The following is a 25,923-nucleotide window of genomic DNA, read 5'->3' on the forward strand; positions in this document are numbered from 1 at the left end:
CTTCCCGGACGCCGCGGCGCACGGCCGGGACCAGCCACGCGCCGCGCAGCCTGCGTGGATCGCTGACCGCGAATCCCCCTTTATTCCGCCAACACCTCGTCCTCTTCGATCACAGGGAGGCTTCGACGCTCTATCAATTCACGCGGGAGAACGTGCTGATTCACGGGAGTCGCAGCGAGCACCTGAGAGACCATTCGGGTCATGAACTGTGCAGGGCGAATGTCTTCGGGAACTCGGTCAAGCTCGATCGTGGGTCGAGCAGAATCACCGTCTTCCCAAGAAACGAGAGCTAGCCCTGTCGCCGTGTACCCGTTGTTGCCTCCGACGTCGCGAAGCTTGCGCATCATGTCCACAGTCCGTTCGAATGCAGACGGCTCAGAGTCAACGATCGTCGCCCGCTGGACGAAGAAGAATCCCACTGCCGCGAGAGGGTAACGGCCACGCAAATTGCCTGCATCGCCGTATGCCTCTTCGAACCGATTGGGCAGGTTCTTGCCGAATGAAGACACCTGTGTCTTCGTGCTCAGGAGCAATTCCGGCCCTCGATCCCAACGCGCGATCGCTACATCCACTTGCTTTTCGTACGCACGCCCCAGGAAGTGCGCGTCCGACGGAGCCACCGAAGGCATGGATTCGACTCTGGCGCGGACCTCCTGAGCGAGAGCTAACGGAAGCCGCTCAAGAAGTACCGCGACATCGCGAGGGAGAATGCGCGGGCGAACTGGCCGGGGCCACACTTCGTCCAGGCCGAATCCCGCGCGACGCAATTCGTAGGACAACCACGAATCCACAGCGTTTGCCAACGCGCCTGTTGCCGACGCTTTGCCGGCCTTGATGGGGATCTCAAGCAGTTGCTCGAAAGCATCGTAGTCCGGCGCGTAGTGAGGCTCGTCGCCCGCTTCGTGAATCCACGGATCTTCTGGAATGAGGTCAGCGAGAAGATCGTCAAACGCGGAAAAGCTATCGGTTCGTGCCATCGTTCAACCTTGGCCGGGCTCTGCGCCTCTCGCAACACGCCTCGCGGTCAACCCCCGCCTCGCCTCTCGTAGGTGCTCCAAAGCGTCGTTGCCGATGGTGAACCCGTTGCGCCGGAGAACCTCGTCGACGCAACCAACCGCTCCGAGCAGGTCGTTCGATCTGAGGCGCGCTCGGACGGTGCGTTCGATGGCCAGCAGGTCCTCGATCGAGCGTTCGACGACGTCCACGCTGGGAACAGGAAGCTCATCTGCCTCTCGTGGTTCCAGTTTCAACATCCCCCCGCCATAAGATCGGCCGACGATCTCAGATCCCAGAAGCGTGATGCTGTTCAAAGTGGCCAACGGGAGGGCCCGAGAGCCTACCCATCTGAGCTCCGGATGCAGGAAAAGACCGTGCACGCTGTTCAGGTTGTGGACTCGGGCCGAGTTGGCAGCGAACCTCGGGGTGTCTGAGTTCATGTAGGTAACGAAAAGATCCGGGGCTGGAACAAGTGGCACGCGCCACCAGGGTGTCCGCACCCGGCATTTGTAGGCCTCATTCACACCGGCAGCCTCGCCGCTTGAGATGTACTCGCGCGCGGCCTTCGACGGCTCCGACGGAGGCCGGAACAAGTACGTCGAACTCCCAGACGCCCCTAGTGCATTCCAGTCAGAGCGTGAGAAGCGAAGCGACCTCAAGTGCTTGCTCCCCGGTGGGGCGAGGGCAATGACGTCTTTGCGCTCCAGTCCAAGCTCACGCACGCGGTGCGGCGACAAAGCGAAGTACTTGTTGTTCCCGGTCACCGCACCCAGCGTGGTTTCACCCCAGGTGTTCAAACGGGCGAAGGAATCACCACCCACGATCGACGCATAGATGTCGCGCGCGCCGCCGGACATCATTGATGAAGTCCACTTAGCTTCGGGCGAGGCCGGCGTCCATTTCTGCGCCGTCAAGTTGTCCGAGAGCTCCGTCGGATCTTTGACTTGAAAAATGGACGCGTGCCCGGCTGATCCCTCATCGAATCCGTCCGCAAGAAGAAGAACGACTTCCTCCAAGACGCCCGGAAACACGCGTTCCTCGAAAAGCACGATGCTCACGTCACGGAAGCGTTCAAAGAGGAACTTACGAACAGGGGAAGCGTAATTGACACTCAGGAGTTCCGCGGGGAGGACAAGACCCATCCGACCGCCCCTCTTGAGGAACAAGGCTGCGTGCACCGTGAATGCGGCCCAGCTGGAGGCCAAGGCCGTGAGGTTGACGCCGGCCCGAAGCGCGGCGCCTCGCGATCGGACCCGCGACTCTCCAGAAAAACTCTGGTAACGAACGTAAGGCGGATTGCCGACGACCGCGTCAAATCGCGGTGATGGATCAACTAAAAAGAAGTCACCCACGTCAATAGTCGAACCGGCCCCCTGCGCCGCCAAAAGCGCCGCCGCGCGCGCAGCCGAGTCAGCGTGAAGTTCAACACCATGCAACTGATGACCGCTCGACAGATCGTCGGCTCCGAGCTCGTTGAGCCGTCGCGAAGCCGATAGCAAGAAGGCAGCCTCGCCGCACGACGGCTCCATTACCGTTTCGTGTTCACCTCGGATCGCCCAGCAGGCAATGAAGTCCGCGATTCTCTGCGGCGTAAAGAACGCACCGCGAGCCTTCCGAACCTCGGCAGTGTCGGGTTCGGAATGCGCGGCGGTTGACATACGTCAATCCTGCCTCAGCCCGCCGACACAGCCACACGCAACGGGAGCGAGTCGCTGGTTTGAGGTAACGTCATCCGGTTCCGCTCAGCCCAGAACCGGGGCGTCGCTGTCCGACGGCGCCGGGTCGGGCAGACGCCGCATCCGCAGCGCGTTGCCCGCGCCCAGCAGGCCGGCGGCGAGCGGGACCAGCAACGCGACCTGCAGCGCGAGCGGCCGCGCCTCGGTGTTGATGCGGACGACCTCCGCGCGCACCTCCGGCGTCTCGGTGGCGAGCTGCTTCTCCAGCTGGGTGTTCGACATCACCTGGGCGTCCTCCTCCAGCGCGGTCGCCACCTGCTGCTTGTCGGCGGCCGGGAGCACGGTGCTCGCGTTCGTCAGCGAGGTGAAGGCGAAGGCCAGCGTCGCGAGCATGATCGCGCCGGCGAACGCCAGGCCGAACGACAGTCCGAACGAGCCGGCGGCGGAGTTGACACCGGCGGCCTCGCTGACGCGTTCGTCGCTGATCGGCGACAGCGTGTAGTTGTTGAGCTGCGAGACCAGGAGGCCGAGGCCGCTGCCCGACACGATGAGCGGGATGGTCAGGAACCAGCCGTTCGTGGCGATCGGGACGATCGGCAGCAGGATCGCGATGCCGGCCACGTTGAGCAGGAAGCCCCACAGGATCAGGTTCGCCGGGCGGCCCTTCGCCCTCCGGCCGGCGAGCAGCGCGACGACGAACATGCTCAGCGACAGCGGGGCGATCGAGAGGCCGGCCTGCAGCGCGTTGTACTCCAGCACCATCTGCAGGTAGATGGGCAGCGCGATCATGGTGCCGCCGAGCGCCACCTGCTGGAGGAGCTGGCCGCTGACGCCCGTACGGAACAGCTTCGACGAGAACAGCGCGGGGTCGAGGAGGGTCGGCTTGGCGCGGCGGGCGCGCGACCGCAGCCAGAACACCAGGCCGACGAGGGCCGCGACGCCGACGACGATGAGCAGGAGCACGTACTGGCCACCCTCCTGCCAGACCAGGATGCCGGTGACGATGCCGCCCATCCCGACCACCGACAGCAGCGCGCCGACCAGGTCGATCGAACGCGAGCCGGTGTACGGGACGTCGTGGACCAGCCCGATCCCGGCGAGCACCACCGCGATGATGACAGCCTCCAGCAGGAAGCCGACCCGCCAGGACAGGAAGGTCGTGATGAACCCGCCCAGCAGCGGCCCGACCGCGGCGGCGATGGCCGCCGAGGCGCCCACGAGCGCATAAACGCGCTTCTGGTGGGCGCCCTCGAAGTTGCCGTGAATGAGCGACTGCATCGCCGGCAGCAGCAGCGAGGCGCCGATCCCGCCGACCACCGCCCAGAAGATGACGATCGCGAGGAGGTTCTGAGCGAGGGTCATCGCGATCGCGCCGACCGCGTAACCGAGCAGGCCGAGGATGTAGGCGAGCTTGCGGCCGATGAGGTCGCCGGTCTTGCCGCCGATCAGGATGAACGCGGCCGAGACCAGGGCCTCGAGCGCGATCGCGCCCTGGACTCCGCTGACCGTGGTGTGGAGGTCGTGGACGACGGCGGAGATCGACACGTTCATCAGCGAGGTGTCGACGACGAGCACGAACATCGCCATCGCGAGCAGGATCGCAAGGCGGACGTTGAAAGGCGCGTCCCCGCCGGCCCCGCCGTCCCCGCCGCTCATGCGCACAGGAAAGCACAGCGGGCGCAGGTTTGGCGACAGCCGATTCACACCCGTTCCACAACCCGCGTCGATAGCGTCGTGAGCATGGATTCGGACCCGGCCCCGTTGCTCTCCACCCGGGCTATCGAGGCTCTGCAGAGCATCGACCCGGCCACGCTGAGCGAGGTGCAGGCGTTCCGCGAGGACTTCGCGCGGTTCATCATGCCGTACAAGTTCGGCATCGACGAGATCTCCACCAAGGTGTCCATCCTGCGCGAGGAGTTCGCCGAGCTGCAGGACTACAACCCCATCGAGCACATCTCCAGCCGGCTGAAGTCGGCCGAGAGCCTGGAGCAGAAGGTCATCCGCAAGAACTGCGAACCGTCGTTCGACGCGATCCGGGAGGCCATCACCGACATCGCAGGCGTGCGGATCGTGTGCTCGTTCGTCTCGGACGTCTACCGCGTGTTCGAGCTGCTGACGGCGCAGGAGGACGTGCGCGTGCTGCGGGTGAAGGACTACATCGCGCATCCGAAGCCCAACGGCTACAAGAGCCTGCACGTCATCGTCGAGGTGCCGGTCTTCCTCAGCGGCGGCCCGGTGGCCGTGCCGGTGGAGGTGCAGCTCCGCACGGTGGCGATGGACTTCTGGGCGAGCCTCGAGCACAAGATCTACTACAAGTACGACGGTGAGGTGCCGGAGCCGCTGCTGCGCGACCTCACCGCGGCGGCGGGCACGGCGGGGCAGCTCGACATCACCATGGAGGACATCCACCGGCAGGTTCGCGGGGACGGCGGGGCGGAGCAGTACGCGTTACCGGTGTCGGTGTAGCAGGGCGCTCGTCGATTCGCGCGCCGCGAGCATGCGAGGATAACCCGGTGAGCGAGAGCACCGAACCGTCCGAGCCGTCAACGGACGCCGAATTCCCGCGGCGCCGCTCGCGCGCGCTGGTCCTCATCCTGGTCATCGCCGTCGTCGTCGTTCTCGCCGACCAGCTCACCAAGCTGTGGGCGACCGCCGGCCTCCAGGTGGGCGTCTACCACTCGCTGATCGGGAACCTTCTCGGCATCCAGCTCATCTACAACTCGGGGGCGGCGTTCTCGTTCCTGGTGGACCAGACCTGGGTGTTCACGATCATCGCCGCGCTGGCGGTCGTCGCGCTCCTCTGCTTCTCGCGGCGGGTCGGCGCGCGATCGTGGGCGGTCGCATTCGGCCTCCTGCTCGGCGGCGCGGTGACCCACCTGGGCGACCGGCTGTTCCGGGCGCCGTCGTTCGGGCAGGGGCATGTGGTCGACTTCATCGCCTACGCGAACTGGTTCATCGGGAACGTGGCGGACATCGCGATCTTCTGCGGCGCGGTGCTGGCGCTCATCCTCGCCGTCGTCGGGGTGCCGCTCCGCGGCGGCCCGCGCCACCATCACGGCGACGATTCCGCACGAATCGACGCTTAGCGCGCGCGAAACGCGACATTCGTCACGAATCGCGGGACGGACATTCCGCACGAATCGCGGCTTAGCGCGCGCGAAACGCGACATTCGTCACGAATCGCGGCGCGCGACAGTGGCGAGGTAGTCGTCGAAGGTGGTGGTGCCGAGTTGCGCGTCGGGGCCGGGCAGGAGCGTGCCGTCGCGGAGGGCGCGGCCCCAGCGGCCGGGCAGCGGCACCGCGAAGACGCGGGCCTGCGACCCCGTTGCGGCGAGGTAGCGGCGGACGAGGGTGGGCATGTCCTCCACCTTCGGGCCGCCGAGGTCGCGGCTGAGCCCGATCGGCTCCCCGGTCGCCAGCTCGGCGAGACGCGCGCCGACCTCCGCCGCCGCGACCGGCTGCGAGCGCACCGCCGGAACCGCCTTCACGCGACCGCGGGAACGGGCCGCGAGCTGGGACGCGAACTCGTGGAACTGCGTCGCCCGCAGCAGGCTCCAGCCGTCCCCGCTCGCCATCACCAGCCGCTCCTGCGCGGCCTTGCCCGCGTAGTACGCGTACGGCGCCGCCGCCGCGCCCACGATCGAGAGCGCGACATGGTGCTTCACGCCGGCCGCTCGCTCCGCGGTGAGGAGCGCCGTCGTCACCGCCTCGAAGAAGCGCGTGGAGGCCGCCCCTCCCATCGTCGTCACCGACGTCACATCCACGACGGCCGCGCAGCCGTCGAGGGCGCGGGCGAGCCGGTGCGCCTCACCGGTGTCGTGGGCCGCCGCGAGGAGGTCCGTGCCCGCGGAGCGGCTGAGCACCACCGCCTCGTGCCCGGCCTTCCTCAACGCGTCGACCGTGCGAGCGCCCACCACGCCGGTGCCACCGGCGACTGCGACCTTCATCGTGTCCATACCGACAGCATCCGCACCAATGGCCTCCTGGACAACCTCTCATCCGAGCGGGCCGCGCGCCGACGTACGATCGGGCCATGACATTCACCGGGTTCGACGAGGACGCGCTCGCGTTCTACCGCGAGCTGACCGTGCACAACGACAAGGCATTCTGGCTGGAGAACCGGGAGCGCTACGAGACGCGCGTCGCGGGCCCCCTCCACGCGCTCGCCGACGCGCTGGAGCCGGAGTTCGGCGCGGGGAAGCTGTTCCGGCCGTATCGCGACGTGCGGTTCTCGGCGGACAAGTCGCCGTACAAGCTGCACGCGGCGATGACCTTCGAACGCGGCGGCTACGTGCAGGTGTCCGCCGAGGGGCTGGCCGCCGGAGCCGGCGCGCACCAGCTCGACAAGCAGCAGCTCGACCGGTACCGCCGCGCGGTGGACGCCCCGAATACCGGCGGCGAGCTGACGGCTGCGGTGGAGGCCGTGCGGGCGGCTGGGATCGGCATCGAGGGCACCGACCAGCTCAAGACGGCGCCGCGCGGGTTCACGGCCGACCATCCCCGCGCCGAGCTGCTGCGGTACAAGGGACTGATCACCTGGGAGCAGTGGGGCGTCCCCGACTGGTTCGCGACGCCGGAGGCCGCCGAGCGGATCGCGGGGTTCCTGCACGACAGCGAGCCGGTGACGGAGTGGCTGCGGGTGAACGTTCTCGACGGCGGCGACGGCACGAGCTGACCTCGGACACGCGGTTCACCGCGCGTTCCCCGCCACGCCCTACGCTGTCCCCATGACGACCGAACGACCGGCGGGCGGCGACGGCGACGCCCTCGCGACCGCGGCGAGCCCGATCTTCGCCGACAGCTCCACCGAGCGCCGCATCCCGCGCAGCTGGGTGGCTTCGTGGGCGCTGTGGGATGCCGGCGGCGCGGCCTTCAACGCGGTCATCACGACGTTCGTCTTCACCGTCTACCTGACCAGCAGCTACTTCATCTCCCCCGCGCTCGTCTCGGCGCAGGACGCGGAGAAGGACGCCTCCGGCCCGGCGCACCACGCGGTGACCGGCGCGATCGCTGGACTCTCCAGCGGGCTGGCGTGGGGCATCGGGATCGCCGGGATCGTCGTCGCCGTCCTCGCGCCCGTGCTCGGCCGACGAACGGACGGGTCCGGCCGCCGCAAGCTGTGGCTCGGGATCAACACCGGCGTCGTGGTGGTCATCACCGCGCTGATGTTCTTCGTCGTGGGCGAGCCGTCGTTCTTCCTGTTCGGCGTCGTCCTCGTCGCGGTCGGGACCGTGTTCTACGAGATCGCGACCGTCAACTACAACGCGATGCTGGTGCAGGTCTCGACGCCGAAGACGGTCGGCCGGGTGAGCGGACTCGGCTGGGCCAGCGGCTACTTCGGCGGCATCCTGCTGCTCGTCCTCGTGCTCGTGCTGCTCGCGTCCCCCAACGGCGACGGCACGGGAGGCGTCCTCCACGTCTCGACGGACCAGGGGCTCAACTACCGGCTCGTCGCACTGGTGGCCGCGATCTGGGCGCTCGCGCTGTCCATCCCTGTTTTGCTGAAGGTGCCGGAGGCGCCGGCCAACCGGCGGCTGCCGCGGGTCGGGTTCTTCGCGTCGTACGGGCAGCTGTTCCGCGACCTCGGGGTGCTGTGGCGGGAGAGCAGGAACACGGTGCTGTTCCTCATCTCGTCCGCGCTGTTCCGGGACGGGCTGGTCGGCGTGTTCACGTTCGGCGGCATCCTCGCGAAGGGGACGTTCGGGTTCAGCCAGTCGGGCGTGATCGTGTTCGCGATCGCAGCGAACGTGGTCGCGGGGCTGAGCACGGTGCTGTCCGGGCGGTTCGACGACCGGTTCGGCGCGAAGCCGGTGATCGTCACGGCGCTGGTCGGGCTGGTGATCGCCGGACTCGCGGTGTTCTTCCTCCACGACGGCGGGGCGATCGCGTTCTGGGTGTTCGGGCTGATCCTGTGTCTGTTCGTCGGGCCGGCGCAGTCCGCGAGCCGGACCTTCCTGACCCGGGTCACGCCGGCCGGGCGCGAAGGCGAGGTGTTCGGGCTGTACGCGACGTGCGGGCGCGCGGTGTCGTTCGTGGCGCCGCTGCTGTTCGCGCTGTTCGTCGCGATCGGCGGGGCGCAGTACTGGGGCATCCTCGGGATCGTGGTCGTGCTGCTGGTGGGGTTGGTGCTGCTGATTCCGGTGCGGTCGCCGCGGTAGCGAACGGAGGAGATCCGGGGCGACGCGCCGGGGTGTGGCAGTGAGCGGAGGAGATCGGGGCTGCGGGGAGTGGGAAGTCCTCCGTTGGCTACGGGGTCAGGGGCGGCAGGGGCGGGCCGGTCAGCGGGGCCAGGCTTGGACGAAGCGGGCGAAGAGTTCGGCGAAGGTGCGGGCCTCCTCGGGGGTGAAACTGGCGAGGGCGGTCTCGACCGCGGAGCGGCGGTGGTCCTGGACCTCGCCGAGCTGTGAACGTCCGGCAGTGGTGAGCTGGATGAGCGCCCGCCGTGCGTCGGACGGGTCTGGCACGCGCCGCACGAGCCCGCGCTCGACGCCCTCCTGCACGAGCCGGCTCGCGCGCGGCTGATCGACGCCGATCGCGGTGGCGAGCGAGCTGACCGAGAGCTGCCGCCCCTCCGCGTCGGCCGCCGCCAGCGCCTCCAGCATCCGGATGCGGGCGAAGCGGCCGAGCGAGCCGTCGCGTCCGCGGCGACCGGGGCCGGGGCGGGCGGAGTCGCCGAACGGTCCGGGGAAGCCGGCCCACGGGCCGCGCGGGGACCAGGTGTGCGGGTCGAAGCCGTGCGGGGTGGGGTGGGAGTGGCCGTGATGGTCGTGGGGGGTGGCGCCGTTGCGGGAGTCGGTGCTGTCGCCGGCGGAGTGCATGGAGTCCTGGTCGGCGCCATCGGTGGCGCGGGTCTGGTCCGTGCCGTTGCCGTGGTCGTGGTTCGCGTGGCCGTGGCCGGGGTAGGCGCCGTGGTCCCACGGTCCCGTCGGGCGGCGGCGCGACTGGTCACGGCGGACGGCGACCAGTGAGCGCTCGATGAGTGCGACCACGTCCGCTTCGGGCGAACGGTCCTGCTCTTGACGATCCTCAGCCATGCATGTAACTATACATTTACTTGTAACAGTACATAGAAACCGAAGGGAGTCTCCCGATGACGACCATCGACGACTCGAACACCCACGATTCATCCGATACCCCGCCGTACTTCTGGTTCGGCGAGATCAGCGGGCGCCTCCGCGCCCGGACGCGCGACGAGCTCCACGAGCTCGACCTCGGGCGCCGAGGCTGGCGCGTGCTGCACACCCTCGCGGACGGCCCGGCCACCGCCGACGAGCTCTACGCCGCCCTCCCGCACCGCGGACGCCGCGGCGGCACATTCGGAGGCCGGCCCACCCGCGCCGACCGTCCAGCCGAGGCGGACGTGCGCGCGGACGGCGACGCCCCCTCCGGCGAGCAAGCCCACGCGGCCGCCGCGCCGCGGGAGTGGCGCGGCCACCCCGACTGGATGCGGCGCGAGTGGGAGCGCCGCCAGCAGATGTACCGCGCGTGGATGGAGCACGACAGCGCCCGCGCGCAGGCCGGGCCGCACGACCACGACGGGCACGACCACCACGGACCCGACCACGGCGGACACGCGCACGGCGACGAACAGCAGGGGCACGACAGCTACGGACCCGACCACGGCGACGCCCACCAGGTACACGACGGGCACGACCACAGCGACGACCACCAGGGGCACGACCACGACCACCACCACGAGCACGACGACCACTCCCACCACGACCACCACGGCGCCGAGCAGGCGTTCGAGCGCGGCTTCGAGCGCGGCTTCGTCCGCGGCGTCGAGCGTGCGCACGCCGGGCATGGCTTCGGCCCAGGCGGGTTCGGCTACGGCGGCTTCGGGCCCGGCCGCTACGGACGCGGCTACGGCCCCGGCCGGTTCGGTCCGGACGCGTGGGCTCACGAGCACTCCGGGCACGGTCGCCCGCCGTTCGCCGGCGGGCACGGCTTCGACGGGCGCTGCCGCGGCGGCGTCGACCGCATCCTCGCGGACTTCGTCGAGCGCGGCTGGGTCTGGTTCGACGGGGACCGCGCGACGCTGACCGACGAGGGACGTGCGGCGCACGACGGCGCCGCCGAGCGCATCCGCACGGCGCGGGCGACCGCCTCCGAGGGCATCGATCCCGCCGACCTCGCCACCACGCTCGCCACCCTCGAGGCGATGGCGCGCAACCTCGGCTGGACGCCGAACGCGCAGGAGGCCGAGGAGTCCGCCACGACCACTGACACCGAAGAAGGCACCGAAGAGGGCACCGACGCCGACTGACCCGCCGGCCCGGACCCGAGGGGACGCGACCACCGGCCGCGCCCCCTCGCCGCGTCCCCTCCGTGCGCCCCCTCACCCCGTCCCGCCCGCGCCTAGGATGGACGTATGACCTCACCGCGCGAAGAGGTCGTCCTGCTCGCGGAGGACGGCACCCCGATCGGGACCGCGGACAAGGCGACCGTCCACACCACGGACACGCCCCTCCACCTGGCCTTCTCCTGCCATCTCTTCGACGGCGAGGGCCGCATCCTCGTGACCCGCCGCGCGCTGAGCAAGGCCACCTGGCCGGGCGTCTGGACCAACTCGTTCTGCGGGCATCCCGCGCCGGGCGAGTCGATGGAGGACGCGATCGCGCGCCGCGCCGCCGACGAGCTCGGCACCGCGGTGGAGAACCTGGTGCCGGTGATCCCCGACTTCCAGTACCGCGCCACCGACGCCGGCGGCATCGTCGAGTACGAGGTCTGCCCGGTGTTCACCGCGACGATCGCCGGGGACCTGAAACCGTCCTCCGACGAAGTCGCCGAATGGGAGTGGGTCGACCCGCGCGCACTGCTGGCCGCGGTGGAGGCCACACCGTGGGCGTTCAGCCCCTGGCTGACCCTCCAGCTGCCCGCCCTCTATGCCGACGATGCACCCGAAGCTTCAGGCCAGCTGTGAGTCTGACTCACTATTTTCCACCTGTGTAATCGACTGTGGATAACTCCGCGGCGCGTATGCCGCGAAGCGAATCCATTCGGAGACGAAGCAGTTCGCCGGGGTAGCAGTTGCGGGACCGCACGGCCACTGCGCGAAACGGATCAGCCCGTGCGCACCGCGTCGACGTGCTGCTCCAGCCACCAGGTGCGGCCCTCGTCGTTCGAGACCCAGCCGTCCCATTCGAACGACTCGCCGGTGATCTTCGAGAAGTTCCAGCGGATCGGCCGACCGTCGGTCTGGGTGCCGTCCTGTCGGATGCCGTCGCGGCGATGCGGTGTGGCGACCAGGGTGCAGAAGTCGCCGGCCCCGGCGCCGAACCAGCTCACCCGCCACGCGCCGAGCGTCGAGTCGTAGACGCGCACGGTCGAGCCGTGGGCGACGAGGGACCCGGGATGCTCGGGATCAGGCGCCACCAGCACGTCCTGCACGGCCCGGCCGCCGAGCGTGTACGCGAACACCCACTCCTCGACCCGCTCCGTCCACGCGCCGGACGCCTCGTCGAGGAAGCGGACGTCGGCCCGCCAGCTCCCGACGAGCTGCCCGAACAGGTGCATCCGCTGCGGACGCTCCGGCGTCGGCTCGGCCGCGATCAGGGCTCGCGCGAAAAGGGAATCGGTCGACTCGCTCATGGGCAGCCCTCTCGGGTCGGGGGGACTAGCTGGACGGGCGTCCGGCTTCGGTAGCGGACACGTCGGTCCGGTGGAAGTTGAGGAACGAACGCGAGGCCGTCGGCCCGCGCTGGCCCTGGTACCGCGAGCTGTACTCGGCCGACCCGTACGGCTTCTCGGCCGCGGACGACAGCCGGAAGAAGCACATCTGGCCGATCTTCATCCCCGGCCACAGCTTGATCGGCAGCGTCGCGACGTTGCTCAGTTCCAGGGTCACATGCCCGGAGAAGCCGGGGTCGATGAAGCCGGCCGTGGAGTGGGTGAGGAGGCCGAGCCGCCCGAGCGAGCTCTTGCCCTCCAGCCGCGCGGCGACGTCGTCGGGCAGGCTCACCAGCTCGAAGGTGGACCCGAGCACGAACTCGCCCGGGTGCAGGATGAACGCCTGGTCGGGGTCCACCTCGACGAACCGGGTCAGCTCCGGCTGGTCGATCGCGGGGTCGATGAACGGGTACTTGTGGTTGTCGAACAGCCGGAAGAAGCGGTCGAGCCGCACGTCGATGCTCGACGGCTGGACCATCGCCGGCTCGTACGGCTCCAGCGCGATCCGCCCGGCACCCAGTTCGGCCTTGATGTCACGATCGGAGAGAAGCACGCGCCCAGCCTATCGGGTGCGCGGGGAGCGGGATCGGGGGTTACGCCGGAGGTCGACGGTCACAACCGCAGCCCGCCCTCCAGGAACGAGAACGCCCTGTCCACGAGCGGGGCGAGCTCGGCGTCCGGGTCCTCCGCGAGCTCCGAGAGCACCGCGAACATGCTGCCGATGATGGCCCCCGCCAGGGTGCGGACGGCGAAGTCGTCGCGCGGGCGGCCGGCACGGTCGGCGATCGTCTCGGAGACCAGGAGCATCGACTGCATGAGCTGGTCGAGGATCGCGCCGCGCAAGGCGGGGACGGCCAGGACCAGATCGAGGCGCTCGCGCTGCTCCTTCAGCTGCTCCGCGGTCAGGTCACCGAAAGCCTCCCGGAGTGCGGCGCGCATCGCCGCGATCGGCGGGACGTCGGCGGGCTGGGCGAGGAAGGCGGCGACGATCTGCGGGTCGAAGTCGTCGAAGAGGACGACGGACTCCTTGGTCGGGAAGTATCGGAAGAACGTGCTCGCCGACACCTCGGCCGCGTCGATGACCTGGTCGATCGTCGTGGCGTCGTAGCCCTGCTCGGTGAACAGGCGCAGCGCGTGCGACTGGATGGCCGCCCGCGTCCGCGCCTTCTTGCGCTCGCGGAGGCCGGGCCTGTCAGACGTGCCGTCCGGCATGCGTGCTCCTTCCGTCCGGGATGGTGGCGGCCACCGCTGCGGGCGCCGAGGCGAGGTGCGCACCGCGCTCCGTACGCGGCAGGACCACCATCGCCATGATGCCTCCCGCGACCGCGATGCCGGCGGAGACCCACAGCGACACGCTCATCCCCTGCGTGAACGCGTCGCGCACGGCCGCCGCGAGCGCGGTCGAGTGGAGCCGGTCGGCCACCGCGATACCGGCGTAGACGCTGGACTTCGCCGCCGAGGCGACCGCCGCGGGCACCGGCGCCGACGCGAACACCGAGGCGAGCTGCGCCGTGTAGACGGCCGCGACCACGCTTCCGAGGATGGCGGTGCCGAGCGGGGCGCTCGTCTTCTGGAGCGCCTGGACGACGCCCGATCCCACCCCGCTGTGCTCGGCGGTGAGCCGGGACAGCGCGGCCGACATGGCGGAGGTGAGCGCGAGTCCGGCGCCCGCGCAGACCGTCGCCATCCAGGCCGCGACGACGACCTCGCTGGTCGAGCCCGTCGTCCACGATCCGATCGCGGAGCCCGCCGCGATCACGACGAAGCCGATGGTCACCGTCGCGCGGAAACCGATGGCCGCGGCGATGCGGGAGGCCGGCAGCGCGCCGATCAGCATGCCGCCGACGAACGGGAGCAGGCGCAGCCCGGAGGCGAACACGTCCACGCCCTGCACCGCCTGGAAGAACTGGGGCATCACGAACAGCAGCCCGACCATCCCCATGCCGGCGACCCCGGCGAGCGCCGCGCCCCCGGTGAACGTCCGGGACCGGAACAGCGTCGTGTCGACCAGCGGCGAGCGACCACGCCGGGTGAGCGCCACCTCCCACGCGACGAACCCGGCGAGGATGGCGACGCCGAGGCCGAGCGCGGTCAGCGCCCCCGCGTCCGACCAGCCGTGCTGTCCGACCTCGATGATCCCGTAGGTGAACACGACCAGCCCGGCCACCGAGGCCAGCACGCCGACCGCGTCGAACGACGGACGCTCTTCCGCCTTCGACTCGGGGACGAGCAGCGCCACGGCGACCAGGCCGATCGCGACGACGGGGAGATTGAGCAGGAACACCCAGCCCCACCAGAGGTTGGCGAGCATCCAGCCGCCCAGGATCGGCCCGAGCGGCAGCGACAGGAAGTTCGCCGCCGCGAACACGCCGACCGCCCGGGGCCGGGAGGCCTCGTCGAAGAACACGGTCAGCGCCGACAGCGCCATGACCGCGACACCGGCGCCCGCCACGCCCATCAGCAGCCGCGCGGTCAGGAACACCTCGGGCGTCGTCGCGAACGCGCACAGCGCCGAGCCGCCCCCGAACGCGGCGAGCGAGACGAGCAGCACGGCCTTGCGGCCGAACCGGTCGCCGAGGAGGCCGAGCGGGAGCACGGCGGCGGCCAGCATGAGCAGGTAGCCGGACGAGAACCATTCGAGTTGCGTCTCGGACGCGTGCAGCGCGCCGGCGAGGGTCGGCAGGGCGATCGAGAGGACCGTCCCGTCGATCCCGACGGCCAGGACGCTCAGGCTCACGGCGCCGAGCGCCCACCATCTCCGGGTCTCCTGCTTCATGACACTCACCTCCTTTTGGATGGTAACTCCGTTTTGGGAGTTTGTGTCAGTTTGTTTGTGAGCAAAACCGCAGAAACTCTTTTGCAGAATCTTTTCTGCGATTACACTGCCCGGTATGACCGACGAGCCGTCCCCGTTCCCGGAGCTCGATCCCGCACATGATGTGCTGCTCAGCCCCTCTGCCATGCGCGGGCTGGTCAACCCGCTGCGACTCCGGCTGCTCGACCTCCTCCAGGCCGACGGACCGTCCACCGCGACCGAGCTCGGCCGGCGGGTGGGCCAGTCCACGGGCGTCACCAGCTACCACCTCCGGGTGCTCGCCGAGCACGGCTTCATCGTGGAGGACGCCGAGCGCGGCAACGACCGGGACCGCTGGTGGCGCGCGGTGCACCGGTCGACCTCCTTCTCGTTCCGTGTGCCGGGCGACGCCGCCACCGAGGAGACCGTCGACCAGGCCGTGCAGTTCGTGCGGCTCAACGCCGAGGAGTCGCACCGGCGCGTGCTGGCCTGGGTGGACACGCTGTCCAGCCGGGTGGAGGAGCTGCCCGAGCTGCCGTGGACGGTCAGCGACTGGCCGCTCACCCTCAGCGTCGAGCAGGCCCGGGAGGTCACGGCGGCCGTGCGCGAGCTCGTGTCGCGGTTCCGGCGCGAGCCGGGGGCGGACGCCGGCGACGGAGTCCGGGTGCACGCGCAGTTCCAGCTGTTCCCGGAGCCATGACCGACATCGCGCCCCGCCGCACTCCGCTGCTCGGGCTGATCGGCGCGTACCTGGTCTCCGGCGCGGGCACGGCCCTGTCGGCCATCGCCATCCCGTGGCTCGTGCTCGTCACGACCGGCAGCGCCGTCGCCACCGGCCTGGTCGGGTTCGCAGAGATGGCGCCGTACGTGCTGCTGCAGGCGACCGCTGGGCCGCTGGTCGACCGGGTCGGTCTGCGCCGCACCTTCCTGATCGGCAACCTCGTCGCCGCGGCTGCCGTGTTCGCGGTGTTCCTGCTCGGCGCGCTGCACGACCTGCCGCTCGGCGCACTGGTGGCGCTGGTCGCAGTCGCCGGCGCCGTCCGCGGCGCTGCGGACGCGGCCTCCACGCCGATGATCCCCCCGCTGGCGCGGCTGGCCCGCTGGAGCGACGAGCGCGCGGTCGGGCTCTACTCCGGCGCGAACCGGGCGGCGCTGCTGGTCGGGATGCCGCTGGCCGGCGTGCTGGTCGCGCTGGTCGGCCCGGCGGTCACGATCCTGATCGACAGCCTGAGCTTCCTCTGCGCGGTCGTGGTGGTGGCCGCGACGGTGCCGCGGGTCCAGCCGACGTCGGAGTCGGAGACGCCCGCCGCCGCGCCACGGCTCGGCCCGCGCGCCTACTTCGCCGAACTGCGGGAGGGGCTGCGCTTCCTCCGCGCCGACCGGCTCCTGCTCAGCCTGATGGCCCTGATCGTGCTCACGAACCTGCTCGACCAGGCGATGAGCGCAGTGTTCCTCCCGGTCTGGGCGCACGACCGGGTGCACGACGCGGTCGCGTTCGGCGCGGTCGGCGGCGCCTCCGGGCTCGGGATGCTCGCCGGAGTGCTGCTCACCGCGTGGCTGGGCCGGCGGCTCCCGCGCTGGCTGACCTTCGCCTGCTGCACGCTGCTGGCGTCGGCCCCGCCGTTCTTCGCGGTGGCGGGCTGGACCTCCGTCGTCGCCGTCGCCGCGGTGTTCTTCGTCTGCGGGGTCTTCGGCGGGGTGCCGAATCCGATCATCGGGGCGGTGCAGTACGAGCGGGTGCCCGCGCTGCTGCAGACCCGCGTGCTCGGGGCGATGAAGGCGAGCGCCTACCTGGGCGTGCCGTTCGGGTCGCTGCTCGGCGGCCTCCTCGCGCAGGGCGTCGGCCTGACCTGGGCGTGCGTCGGCGCAGGAATGGTGATGCTGCTCGCGACGATCGCGCCGTTGGTGTTCCCGGTCTGGCGGCAGCTGGACCGGGCCGCTCCCGCGCCGGGTTCGCCGCGGCTCGGTCCCGAGGCGGCGTGAGCCCGACTCGTCAGTACCCGGCGGGCCAGGCGAACGCCTTCGGCGCGGAGGCCGTCGTCCCCTTCTTCGCGACGACGAAGTCGATGTCCTCGTGCGAGGTGAGCGTGATCGTGCGCGGGTCGCCGGTGAACGGCTTGCCGTTCACGAAGACGGTGACCGTCTGGCCGTCGACGCCGTCCCGGTACGCACCGACCTGGCCCGGCCCGAGCTTCTGGCCCCACTCGTCGAACACCTGGCCCAGCGTGAACGTCCGGACCTCCGCCGACTCGACGTGGATGATCCCGGACTCGTCGTGCGTGTGGATCGGCGAGATCCGCTGCTGCGCCTCGTCGATGCCGATGCCGGCGGGAACGGCGACGGGCGCGCCGTCCACCGTGACGGTCAGGTGCTGGTGGATGTGCAGCGCCGACCCTTCTGCGGTCAGCATCTGCAGGCCGGCTGCCCGCACGGCGCCCTCCACATCGGCGGGGGCGGTCCAGGCTCCGGCGCTCGCGGAGGCGGTGGAGGTGCGCCCCGCGGACGCGGACGTCGACGACGGCTGCCCGTTTACCACGACCGCGGCGACGATTCCGCCGACGGCGAGCACCGCGACCACGACACCGCCTCCGATCAGCAGCTGGCGGCGGCGGGCCCGGCGCTGCTCCTGCCGCCGCAGCTCGGCCGCGCGCTTCTGGGCCTCGAGCCGGCGATCTCGCTTGGGGGTGTCGTTCACCCTCACAGTCAAGCAAGTCGCTGCTGTGCGCCCGCCGCGGACTCGGTGCGAAAAGTCCCGGAATCCTCAGGTAGCGCTCGCCTGTCGCCCCGCCGAACGTCCGGCCAGGATGTCCGCGGCGTCCCGCGCACCCTCCCGCAGCGCGTGCGCGACGGCGGCGACCGCGGGATGCCGCAGCGAGTCCGGGTGGACGACCATCCAGTACGGCAGCGTGGCGTGGAGCTGGTCCGGCAGCAGCCGCACCAGGTCGTCGTGGCGGTCGGCCATGAAGCACGGCAGCAGGCCGATGCCGGCGCCCGCGCGGGTGGCCTCGACGTGCACGAACACGTTCGTGGAGGTCAGCGCGTCGCGCATCTGCGGGGCGAGGCGCCGCGGCAGGTCGAGGTCGTCCACCTGCAGGATCGAGTCGATGAAGTAGACGAGCGGGTGCGCGAAGACCTGGTCCGGCGTCGTCGGGGTGCCGTTCCGCTCGAGGTAGTCGTGGGAGGCGTACATCCCGAGCGCGTAGGAGCCCAGCTCGACCGTGTGGGCGCGACGGGTCTCCGGCCGGCCGACGACGATCTCGATATCGAGCCCCGAGCGGTGCTGCAGCGCACGCCGGGTCACGGTGAGGATCTCCACCGAGAGGCCCGGATGCTCCCTGCGGAGCGCGGCGATCGCCGGGGCGGCGATGTACGCGCTGAAACCGTCGGTCGCCGACATCCTGACCACCCCGTCGATGGGGTCCGCCTCCGCCTCGGGACGGGTGAGCGCCGCCACCGCCGCCTCGATGCGGCCGGCTACGTCCACCGCGCGGCTGCCCAGCGGCGTGAGCTCCCAGCCCCCGGACGCCTGGGTCAGCAACCGTCCGCCCAGAGTCTCCTCGAGCGCGTCGATCCGCCGGGAGACCGTGGTGTGGTCGACGCCGAGCTGCTCGGCCGCGCGGGCGTACCGGCCGGCCCGCGCCACCGCGAGGAGGACCAGCAGGTCGTCCGATCTGGGCTTCTTCGACGCGTCCATGTGTGCAATTATGCACAGCGCCATCGCATCCTTGGGCATTGATTCGCACTTGTACCCCGGGTTGACTGGCCCGCGGATGTCACCGTCGACATCGAAGGAGAGAGTATGGAAACCACCGCGAGTCCCCGCACCCTCAAGACGATCGTCGCCGCATCGATGGCAGGCACGGTCGTCGAATGGTATGAGTTCTTCCTCTACGCCACCGCCGCGAGCCTGGTCTTCGGCACGTTCTTCTTCCCCGCCACCGGCAGTCCGCTGGACGGGGTCATCGCCGCATTCGTCACGTACGCGGTGGGATTCATCGCCCGCCCGCTCGGCGGGATCGTCTTCGGGCAGATCGGCGACCGGCTCGGCCGCAAGCCCACGCTGCAGGCGACCATCATCATCGTCGGCGCCGCCACGTTCCTGATGGGCTGCCTGCCCGGCTTCGCGAGCGTCGGCTACTGGGCGCCCGCCCTGCTGGTCGCGCTGCGCTTCGTCCAGGGCTTCGCGCTGGGCGGCGAGTGGGGCGGCGCGGTGCTGCTGGTGGCCGAGCAGAGCCCCGACCGCAGCCGCGGGTTCTGGTCGAGCTGGCCGCAGGCGGCCGTGCCGGTCGGCAACCTCCTCGCCACCCTCGTGCTCCTGGTGTCGTCGTGGGTGATGAGCCCGGAGGCGTTCCTCAGCTGGGGCTGGCGGATCGCGTTCTGGCTGTCCGCGCTGATCGTGCTCGTGGGCTTCTACATCCGCACCCGGGTCAGCGAGGCGCCGATCTTCATCGAGGCGAAGGCGCAGGCCGAGAGCGACCAGCGCGGCGGCTACGGCGTGGGCCAGGTGCTCAAGCGCTACCCCGGAGGCGTGCTGAAGGCGATGGGCCTGCGCTTCGCGGAGAACATCTTCTACTACATCGTGGTCAGCTTCACGATCGTCTACCTGAAGGAAGTGCACGACTACAACACCGGCCAGCTGCTGCTCGCACTGTTGATCGCGCACGTCGTGCACTTCCTCGTCATCCCGCAGGTCGGCCGCCTCAGCGATCGCGTGGGACGCAAGCCGGTCTACCTGGTCGGCGCAGTGCTCGCCGCCACCTGGGCGTTCTTCGCCTTCCCGCTGTTCGACACCCTCAACCCGCCGCTGATCGTCCTGGCGGTGACCATCGGCCTGGTGTTCCACGCCTTCATGTACGCCCCGCAGCCCGCCATCATGGCCGAGCTGTTCCCCACCCGGATGCGCTACTCGGGCGTCTCCCTCGGCTCGCAGGTGGTGTCGATCGTGGCCGGCTCGCTCGCGCCGATCCTGGCGACGGCGTGGCTGAAGGACTATCACAGCTGGATGCCGGTGGCCGTCTACATCGTGATCGCCTGCGTCGTGACCCTGGTCGCCGTGCTGACGCTGCGCGAGACGAAGGGCATCTCGCTGGAGGCCGTGGACCAGGCCGACGCCGCCCGCGACGTCCGCAGCGCAGCGCCGTCCGTCGCGCGCTGACCCCGACCCACCCCACCGAAAGGCACCACCCATGAGCCCGTTCCAGGGACGCCGCGCACTCGTCACCGGCGGCGCGAGCGGAATCGGCGCAGCCTGCGCCCGTGCGTTCGCCGCCGCCGGCGCGCACGTCACCGTGGCCGACATCGACGGCGACGCGGCCTCCCGCGTCGCCGCCGAGATCGGCGGCTCGAGCTGGAAGGTGGACCTCGCCGACACCGGCGCGCTCGCGGACCTGCGGCTGGACACCGACATCCTCGTCAACAACGCGGGCATCCAGCACGTCAGCCCGATCGAGGACTTCGACCCGGAGCGGTTCTCGCTGATCCTCCGCCTCATGCTGGAAGCGCCGTTCCTGCTCATCCGCGCCGCGCTCCCAGGGATGTACGAACGCGGCTTCGGGCGCGTCATCAACCTGTCCAGCGTGCACGGGCTTCGCGCCTCGAAGTACAAGGCGGCCTACGTCTCGGCCAAGCACGGCCTGGAGGGGCTCTCGAAGGTGACCGCACTGGAGGGCGGCGAGCACGGCGTGACCAGCAACTGCATCGACCCCGGCTACGTGCGCTCCCCGCTCGTGGAGAAGCAGATCGCGGACCAGGCCCGCCTCAACGGGGTCGACGAAGACGAGGTGCTGTCACGGGTGCTGCTCGCCGAGTCGGCTGTGAAGCGGCTGGTCGAGCCGCACGAGGTCGCCAGCCTCGCGCTCTGGCTCGCCGGGCCGGACGCGGGGATGGTCACCGGCGCGAGCTACACCATGGACGGCGGGTGGAGCGCCCGGTGACCGCGGGGATCGACACGACGGTCGCGTCGGCGGCGGCGACCGGCTGAGGTCCCTGCCGTCACTGCGCCGCGGGCAGGCTTCTCGGCAGCTCGATCGTCGCCAGGGTGCCGCCGTTCGCGGGCGACGCGAGCCGGACGGAGCCCCCGTTGCGCTCCACCAGCTCCGCGACGATCGCCAGCCCCAGACCCGTGCCGGGTACGGCGGCCTTCTGCATCCCCGGCGCGCGATAGAACCGGTCGAAGGCGTGCGCGAGGATCTCCTCGCTCATGCCCGGCCCGGTGTCCGCCACGACCACGGTGATCGTCGCCTCGTCCGCGGACGACGTGACCGTCACGCGCCCGCCCTCCGGCGTGAACTTGACGGCGTTGGCGATCAGGTTGGTCAGGATCCGGCCCACGTCCGCCGACTCCGCGCGGGCGATCCCGGCGTGACCCATCGCCGAGAGATCGATGTGCTTCTTCGCTGCGATGACGCTGGACGCGGTCACCACGTCGCGGATCTGCGCGTCCATGTCGACCTCGGTGGGCGCGGCGCCCGCGGGATTCCCCACCGTCGCCCCCAGGGTCAGGAGGTCCTCGACCAGGGAGGACAGCCGCGCCGCGTTCCGGTCGATCACCTCCACCCAGGCCTTCTCCTGGTCTCCGAGCGCGTCCGACTCGGCGAGCAGCTCGCAGAATCCGACGATGCTGGTGATCGGGGTGCGGAGCTCGTGGCTCGTCGTCGCGACGAAGTCCTCCCGCTGCCGCTCCAGGTCCATCCGGGTGGTGCGTGCCGCCTCCTGCTCGCGTTCGGCGGCGAGCGTCGCCGCCTGCAACCGGAGCGTCTCGGTCACGTCGACGAGCTGCACGGCGAAGCGGTCGGGCTCGTCCGGGATGCCGTTCGCCGCGACCGTGAGCGTACGCGACTCGTCGGCGACCGTGACGGGCGCCCCGTCGGCGAGCGCCCACCGCGCCGCGTCCGCGAGCTCCCCCTCCCATCGCCGGCCGTTCCCCTGGGGAAGCAGAGCCTCGGCGGTGGGGTTGCGCCAGATCACCCGCAGCTCGCCGGCTTTGGAGCGCTCCCCGATCAGCAGTCCGACGGATGCTTCGACGAGGCTGCCGGAGAGGAGCCGGGTGGTGGCCTGGAGCTGCCGGGTGGTGGACCGCAGGTCGTACTGGGCGGCCGCGAGGACGATCGCGAAGCCCGCGAAGGTGACCAGGAAGATCTCCGCGAGCGCAGCCCGCTCCGTGAGGTCCACGGTCGACCGATTGAACGGGCCGCCGCCGGCGATGGTGAGCGCGAGGATGGCTATCGACGCCAGGAGCGTCTCGGTCACCGCGATGCGGATGGGGAACCGGAACGCCGCCCACGAGAGCACCGGGTACGGGAGGAACTCCAGCGGCAGGCTCGTCGCGGGATGGAAGACGATGACGATCACGACCGCCAGCGTGACGCACTGGACCCCCACCTCCACGAGGTTCGCGCGCATCGGAAGGGTGGGCGGGAGCAGCCTGAACGGAGCGATCATGAACACGGCGGCCGCGTGCGACGCGGCGACGAACGCCGCCGTGGCGACGAAGCCGCCGCCCTCGAAGACGACGACGGTGGTGGCCGCCAGCACCCCGATCGTGACCGCACCGGCGAGCACCGCGGCGGTGAACCTCAGCGCCGAGTCGAGGTCGCGCAGGCGGAAGCCCGTGCCTCCGATACGGAGCAGGATCGCGACGACCACAAGGGCCTCGACGGCGTTCGCCAGCCCGAACGCGGACGAGACCAGGAGCGGCCGCCCGGCCACGGCGTTCGCCAGGGCTGTGGCCACGAAGACCACGCCCAGCGCCGCGGCCCGCTCCCTCCGGCCGCGCACGAGCAGCACGAGCAGCACGGCGAGGCCTGCCGCCGGCCACCAGATCGCGACCTGGCTGCCCGGCGGAGCCAGCCGGACGCCGAGCACCGACGCGGCGAAGAGGAGGACGGCGGCCAGCAGCCACCCCCACCACGGGAAGGCGGCACGGGACCGCTCGAAGTCCTGTTCGTCGGCAAGCGCAACGTCGGCAGGGCTGAGGATCACATCAGGGACCGTACCCGCGGGCGGCGCGATCGGCGTGCAGGCTCGCCCTCACGGCGGCCCGGGCGTACGTTGCCGACGACACGACGAACGACAGGAGGGACGAGAACGATGACCGATCGCGACACGCACCACCCCGACCCCGACGACCTCCCCGACGGCTCCGGCCCACAGTCTGAAGAGTCCGACGACGGCGCCGACACCGCCTCGGGCGGCGGAGCGGACGACCGCTGACATGACCCGGGGATCAGAGGACCTCAAGCGCCGCGGCGGCTGGCTCCCGCACGACCAGGACGAGCTGGAGGCCTGGCTGGACGGCCGGATCGAGCGGCTCGGCGACGACGACACTGCCCCGTACCGGCATCCCGTGATCCAGGAGTTCGCCGACCTCATCGGCCGGGACGCGATCGTGCGCATGTACCTGACCCGGATGATCCAGGAGGTGCCGCAGACCCGTCGGTACAGCACGCGTCACATCGAGAGCGTCGGCCAGCTCCTCCGGCTGATCGACGACGTGCTGGACACGGCGCCGGAGTTCAGCGAGGGCGCGATGGTGACCACACCGCTCACGGGCATCCTCGACTGGACGATGGGCACCCCCTCCGGGATGGCCGCGTATCGCGACCCGCGGGTCAACTCGATCCTGAAGAAGGTCCTCGACGCCTGGGCCGAGTTCCTCAACGGATCGGGCTCGCTCTCGGTGCTGAACGACTCACCGCAGGGCTGGATGTCCGAGAAGGCACGCGAGGTCGTGGGCATCGACCAGTTCGAGCACGACCCCGACGCCGAGCACTGGGGCTTCACCTCCTGGAACGACTTCTTCACCCGCCGGCTGAAGGAGGGCGCGCGGCCGGTCGACTCCCCCGACGACGACGCGGTGGTGGTGAGCGCCTGCGAGTCCACGCCGTACCGGATCAGCCGGGATGTCGCCCGGCACAGCGAGTTCTGGATCAAGAACCAGCCGTACTCGCTGCAGGACATGCTCGCCGACGACGAGTCGGTGGACGAGTTCGTCGGCGGGACGGTGTACCAGGGCTTCCTCAGCGCGCTGAACTACCACCGCTGGCACAGCCCCGTCGCAGGAACGATCGTCCGCGCGTTCGTGCAGCCCGGCACCTACTTCTCCGAGGCGGACTCGGAGGGCGCGGAGGCGGTGGAGGCGACGGTCTCGCAGGGCTACCTCGCCCATGTCGCCGCGCGGGCGATCATCCTCATCCGGGCGGACAACCCGGCGATCGGGCTGATGGCGGTGGTGCCGGTGGGAATGGTGGAGGTGTCCTCCTGTGTGATCGGCGACGACATCGTGCCCGGACACCGCGTCGGGAAGGGCGACGAACTGGGCTACTTCCAGTTCGGCGGCTCCACCGAGTGCCTGGTCTTCCGGCCCGGGGCGATCCAGGAGTTCGCCCTCGGGGCGATCCCGCAGACCGGCGCGGCCGGCGCGTCCGTGCTCAAGGTGCGCTCGAGGCTCGCGGTCGCGCCGCGGTAGGACCGCTGGTCAGACGCCATAGTCCTCGTACGCGTCGAACGACGGGAAGACCGCGTCGAGCCCGTTCGGCCCCACCGGCACGGGCCGGAGCGTCCGCGCCGCCTCCGCGAGCGGATGCACGGTGACGGTGGTGGAGGGCGTGATGAGCACACTGATCACGCGCGCGCCGTCGACGAAGTCCACGAAGTCGCCGCCCTCCCGCACGGCGTCGACGATCTGTGCGCGGGTGGTCTCCAGATCGGTGACCGGGTCAAGGCGGCGGTTGGCGACCCTGACGTAGAAGTCGGGCATGTCAGCCTCCTCGGATTCGTGGTGAACGTTACACCCGGCGGCTGATTCGGCTAGCGGGGTCCCTCCGCCGCGCCGAAGGCCGACCCGTACGCTCGGCGGAAACGGTCTTCCGAGGCGAATCCCCAGCGGGCGGCGAGCGCCGCGTCGCTCAGCGCGGGCTCCGCCATCCGGTCGACCTGCGCAGCAGAGAGGCGGGCGCCGCGCAGGTAGCTGCCCGCTCCGGTGCCCGTGCGCGACCGGAACACCGCGGTGAGGGTGTGGAGGTCGGTTCCGGCCGCGGCGGCGACGTCGCCGAGCGTGATCGGCAGCGACAGGCAGTCGTCGATGAACCGCGTCGCGCGGCGGTAGACGGTCGCCTCGGCGCGCCGCGTCACGGGCGCACGCTCGCCGTCCCGGAGCAGCGGGAAGGTCTCGAGCGCGCCGACCGCGAGCTGGTGGAACAGGCTCGCACGGACCAGCGGATGCCCGATCGCCCCGGACCGCACGTACTCCGCGGCCACCTGGAGGGTCTGCAGCATGACGAGGCTGCGCTGCGGGTCGATCGGCCGGGGCGAGTCGAAGACCGGGGCGATGCGGTCGTCGGCGTAGACCTGACGGGCGACCTCCGTGAGTCGTTCGGGGGTGATGTAGACGTTGACGATCGTCAGGTCGTCGCCGTGGCCGAACAGTTCGTGCCCGGGCCGTGACAGGAACGGTGTCGCGTAGCCGGAGTCGCGGTCGCCGTCGATCTCCCAGCGGTAGTCGCCCGAGAAGACGCCGGAGACGCCGAACCGGTCGAACTCGCCATCGGACTGCCACTCCCCGTCGATGCGGTACACCCCGACGTCGACGCCCTCGTCGCCGGCCTGGTTCACCCGGAAGGCGAAGTCCGACCCGGGGTCGCGCGAGAACGCGAACCGGCCGCCCGCCTCGCGCAGCAGTGCGTCGGCCTCCGCCGGGTCGCCCGTGCTGCTCTGCACGCGCCTGAGAGCGTCCACACGGGAACAGTACTCCCGGGAGGCCGGACACACCTACTGGTTCTTGCGATCCGG

Annotated in this window: 26 protein-coding genes; 12 read left to right on the top strand and 14 right to left on the bottom strand. The window is 70.4% G+C overall.

Going from position 1 to position 25,923, the window contains the following annotated elements:
* Positions 1 to 80: 80 nt before the first annotated feature.
* The 3 genes from ACFRFH_RS04470 to ACFRFH_RS04480 form a co-directional block, all read right to left on the bottom strand.
* Positions 81 to 977, bottom strand: coding sequence for a hypothetical protein (locus ACFRFH_RS04470; protein WP_382461804.1), 897 nt, complete (start codon positions 975 to 977; stop codon positions 81 to 83).
* Between the two features lie 3 nt (positions 978 to 980).
* Positions 981 to 2,654: an N-6 DNA methylase gene (locus tag ACFRFH_RS04475; RefSeq protein WP_382461805.1), complete on the bottom strand. Its 1,674-nt coding sequence runs from the start codon at positions 2,652 to 2,654 to the stop codon at positions 981 to 983.
* Positions 2,655 to 2,738: 84 nt separating this feature from the next.
* Positions 2,739 to 4,328 carry an MFS transporter gene (locus ACFRFH_RS04480; protein WP_382461806.1) on the bottom strand — a complete coding sequence of 530 codons (1,590 nt, stop codon included), beginning with the start codon at positions 4,326 to 4,328 and terminating at the stop codon, positions 2,739 to 2,741.
* 84 nt (positions 4,329 to 4,412) lie between these two features.
* Between ACFRFH_RS04480 and ACFRFH_RS04485 the strand changes: the two genes are divergently transcribed.
* Both ACFRFH_RS04485 and ACFRFH_RS04490 read left to right on the top strand, forming a co-directional pair.
* A complete protein-coding gene (locus ACFRFH_RS04485; RefSeq protein WP_382461807.1) occupies positions 4,413 to 5,138 on the top strand; it encodes a GTP pyrophosphokinase family protein in 726 nt (241 codons plus the stop codon).
* Positions 5,139 to 5,185: 47 nt separating this feature from the next.
* A complete protein-coding gene (locus tag ACFRFH_RS04490) occupies positions 5,186 to 5,758 on the top strand; it encodes a signal peptidase II (protein WP_382461808.1) in 573 nt (190 codons plus the stop codon).
* Between the two features lie 87 nt (positions 5,759 to 5,845).
* Here ACFRFH_RS04490 and ACFRFH_RS04495 read toward each other — a convergent pair whose 3' ends face one another.
* Positions 5,846 to 6,628 carry an SDR family oxidoreductase gene (locus ACFRFH_RS04495; RefSeq protein ID WP_382461809.1) on the bottom strand — a complete coding sequence of 261 codons (783 nt, stop codon included), beginning with the start codon at positions 6,626 to 6,628 and terminating at the stop codon, positions 5,846 to 5,848.
* Between the two features lie 77 nt (positions 6,629 to 6,705).
* On the opposite strand from ACFRFH_RS04495, the gene ACFRFH_RS04500 reads away from it, so the two are divergent.
* On the top strand, positions 6,706 to 7,347 hold the full coding sequence (locus tag ACFRFH_RS04500; RefSeq protein WP_382461810.1) for a DUF2461 domain-containing protein: 642 nt from the start codon (positions 6,706 to 6,708) through the stop codon (positions 7,345 to 7,347).
* 52 nt (positions 7,348 to 7,399) lie between these two features.
* Complete coding sequence (locus ACFRFH_RS04505) at positions 7,400 to 8,830, top strand: MFS transporter (protein ID WP_382461811.1); 1,431 nt, start codon at positions 7,400 to 7,402, stop codon at positions 8,828 to 8,830.
* Between the two features lie 120 nt (positions 8,831 to 8,950).
* On the opposite strand, the gene ACFRFH_RS04510 is transcribed toward ACFRFH_RS04505, so the two are convergent.
* Entirely contained in the window at positions 8,951 to 9,706 is a 756-nt protein-coding gene (locus ACFRFH_RS04510; RefSeq protein WP_382461812.1) for a MarR family winged helix-turn-helix transcriptional regulator, read from the bottom strand.
* 56 nt (positions 9,707 to 9,762) lie between these two features.
* On the opposite strand from ACFRFH_RS04510, the gene ACFRFH_RS04515 reads away from it, so the two are divergent.
* Complete coding sequence (locus ACFRFH_RS04515) at positions 9,763 to 10,938, top strand: hypothetical protein (RefSeq protein WP_382461813.1); 1,176 nt, start codon at positions 9,763 to 9,765, stop codon at positions 10,936 to 10,938.
* Between the two features lie 105 nt (positions 10,939 to 11,043).
* Positions 11,044 to 11,595 carry an isopentenyl-diphosphate Delta-isomerase gene (gene idi, locus ACFRFH_RS04520; protein ID WP_382461814.1) on the top strand — a complete coding sequence of 184 codons (552 nt, stop codon included), beginning with the start codon at positions 11,044 to 11,046 and terminating at the stop codon, positions 11,593 to 11,595.
* A 140-nt stretch (positions 11,596 to 11,735) separates the two neighbouring features.
* Here idi and ACFRFH_RS04525 read toward each other — a convergent pair whose 3' ends face one another.
* Genes ACFRFH_RS04525 through ACFRFH_RS04540 form a run of 4 tightly spaced genes read right to left on the bottom strand, consistent with a single transcriptional unit; the run spans position 11,736 to position 15,117 of the window.
* Positions 11,736 to 12,263, bottom strand: a complete 528-nt coding sequence (locus tag ACFRFH_RS04525) for a hypothetical protein (protein WP_382461815.1) — start codon at positions 12,261 to 12,263, stop codon at positions 11,736 to 11,738.
* Between the two features lie 25 nt (positions 12,264 to 12,288).
* A complete protein-coding gene (dcd, locus tag ACFRFH_RS04530; protein ID WP_382461816.1) occupies positions 12,289 to 12,894 on the bottom strand; it encodes a dCTP deaminase in 606 nt (201 codons plus the stop codon).
* A 59-nt stretch (positions 12,895 to 12,953) separates the two neighbouring features.
* Positions 12,954 to 13,553: a TetR family transcriptional regulator gene (locus ACFRFH_RS04535; RefSeq protein ID WP_382461817.1), complete on the bottom strand. Its 600-nt coding sequence runs from the start codon at positions 13,551 to 13,553 to the stop codon at positions 12,954 to 12,956.
* Positions 13,534 to 15,117 carry an MFS transporter gene (locus tag ACFRFH_RS04540; RefSeq protein ID WP_382461818.1) on the bottom strand — a complete coding sequence of 528 codons (1,584 nt, stop codon included), beginning with the start codon at positions 15,115 to 15,117 and terminating at the stop codon, positions 13,534 to 13,536. Before ACFRFH_RS04540 ends, ACFRFH_RS04535 begins: the two co-directional genes overlap by 20 nt.
* 115 nt (positions 15,118 to 15,232) lie before the next feature.
* On the opposite strand from ACFRFH_RS04540, the gene ACFRFH_RS04545 reads away from it, so the two are divergent.
* On the top strand, positions 15,233 to 15,835 hold the full coding sequence (locus ACFRFH_RS04545; RefSeq protein WP_382461819.1) for a helix-turn-helix domain-containing protein: 603 nt from the start codon (positions 15,233 to 15,235) through the stop codon (positions 15,833 to 15,835).
* Positions 15,832 to 17,118 (top strand): MFS transporter, encoded by a 1,287-nt coding sequence (locus tag ACFRFH_RS04550; protein WP_382461820.1) that lies wholly within the window; start codon positions 15,832 to 15,834, stop codon positions 17,116 to 17,118. Before ACFRFH_RS04545 ends, ACFRFH_RS04550 begins: the two co-directional genes overlap by 4 nt.
* Positions 17,119 to 17,128: 10 nt before the next feature.
* Here the strand turns inward: ACFRFH_RS04550 and ACFRFH_RS04555 are convergent, their stop codons facing one another.
* Together ACFRFH_RS04555 and ACFRFH_RS04560 are read right to left on the bottom strand one after the other, a co-directional pair.
* Positions 17,129 to 17,830 carry a hypothetical protein gene (locus tag ACFRFH_RS04555; RefSeq protein WP_382461821.1) on the bottom strand — a complete coding sequence of 234 codons (702 nt, stop codon included), beginning with the start codon at positions 17,828 to 17,830 and terminating at the stop codon, positions 17,129 to 17,131.
* 66 nt (positions 17,831 to 17,896) lie between these two features.
* Complete coding sequence (locus tag ACFRFH_RS04560; RefSeq protein WP_382461822.1) at positions 17,897 to 18,829, bottom strand: LysR family transcriptional regulator; 933 nt, start codon at positions 18,827 to 18,829, stop codon at positions 17,897 to 17,899.
* Between the two features lie 105 nt (positions 18,830 to 18,934).
* On the opposite strand from ACFRFH_RS04560, the gene ACFRFH_RS04565 reads away from it, so the two are divergent.
* Together ACFRFH_RS04565 and ACFRFH_RS04570 are read left to right on the top strand one after the other, a co-directional pair.
* Positions 18,935 to 20,290 carry an MFS transporter gene (locus ACFRFH_RS04565; protein WP_382461823.1) on the top strand — a complete coding sequence of 452 codons (1,356 nt, stop codon included), beginning with the start codon at positions 18,935 to 18,937 and terminating at the stop codon, positions 20,288 to 20,290.
* A 31-nt stretch (positions 20,291 to 20,321) separates the two neighbouring features.
* A complete protein-coding gene (locus ACFRFH_RS04570) occupies positions 20,322 to 21,068 on the top strand; it encodes a 3-hydroxybutyrate dehydrogenase (RefSeq protein WP_382461824.1) in 747 nt (248 codons plus the stop codon).
* Positions 21,069 to 21,126: 58 nt separating this feature from the next.
* On the opposite strand, the gene ACFRFH_RS04575 is transcribed toward ACFRFH_RS04570, so the two are convergent.
* The gene (locus tag ACFRFH_RS04575; RefSeq protein WP_382461825.1) at positions 21,127 to 23,115 is read right to left on the bottom strand and encodes an ATP-binding protein; all 1,989 of its coding nucleotides are present in this window, start codon (positions 23,113 to 23,115) and stop codon (positions 21,127 to 21,129) included.
* 108 nt (positions 23,116 to 23,223) lie between these two features.
* Between ACFRFH_RS04575 and ACFRFH_RS04580 the strand changes: the two genes are divergently transcribed.
* Positions 23,224 to 23,346, top strand: a complete 123-nt coding sequence (locus ACFRFH_RS04580) for a hypothetical protein (RefSeq protein ID WP_370055144.1) — start codon at positions 23,224 to 23,226, stop codon at positions 23,344 to 23,346.
* Between the two features lies 1 nt (position 23,347).
* Positions 23,348 to 24,601 carry a phosphatidylserine decarboxylase family protein gene (locus ACFRFH_RS04585; RefSeq protein WP_382461826.1) on the top strand — a complete coding sequence of 418 codons (1,254 nt, stop codon included), beginning with the start codon at positions 23,348 to 23,350 and terminating at the stop codon, positions 24,599 to 24,601.
* 9 nt (positions 24,602 to 24,610) lie between these two features.
* On the opposite strand, the gene ACFRFH_RS04590 is transcribed toward ACFRFH_RS04585, so the two are convergent.
* Positions 24,611 to 24,892: a hypothetical protein gene (locus tag ACFRFH_RS04590; protein ID WP_382461827.1), complete on the bottom strand. Its 282-nt coding sequence runs from the start codon at positions 24,890 to 24,892 to the stop codon at positions 24,611 to 24,613.
* A 50-nt stretch (positions 24,893 to 24,942) separates the two neighbouring features.
* Positions 24,943 to 25,869 (bottom strand): helix-turn-helix domain-containing protein, encoded by a 927-nt coding sequence (locus tag ACFRFH_RS04595; RefSeq protein WP_382461828.1) that lies wholly within the window; start codon positions 25,867 to 25,869, stop codon positions 24,943 to 24,945.
* Between the last annotated feature and the right edge of the window lie 54 nt (positions 25,870 to 25,923).

The organism is Leifsonia sp. NPDC056824 (assembly GCF_042789575.1).
In the GTDB taxonomy this organism is placed as follows: Bacteria; Actinomycetota; Actinomycetes; order Actinomycetales; family Microbacteriaceae; genus Leifsonia.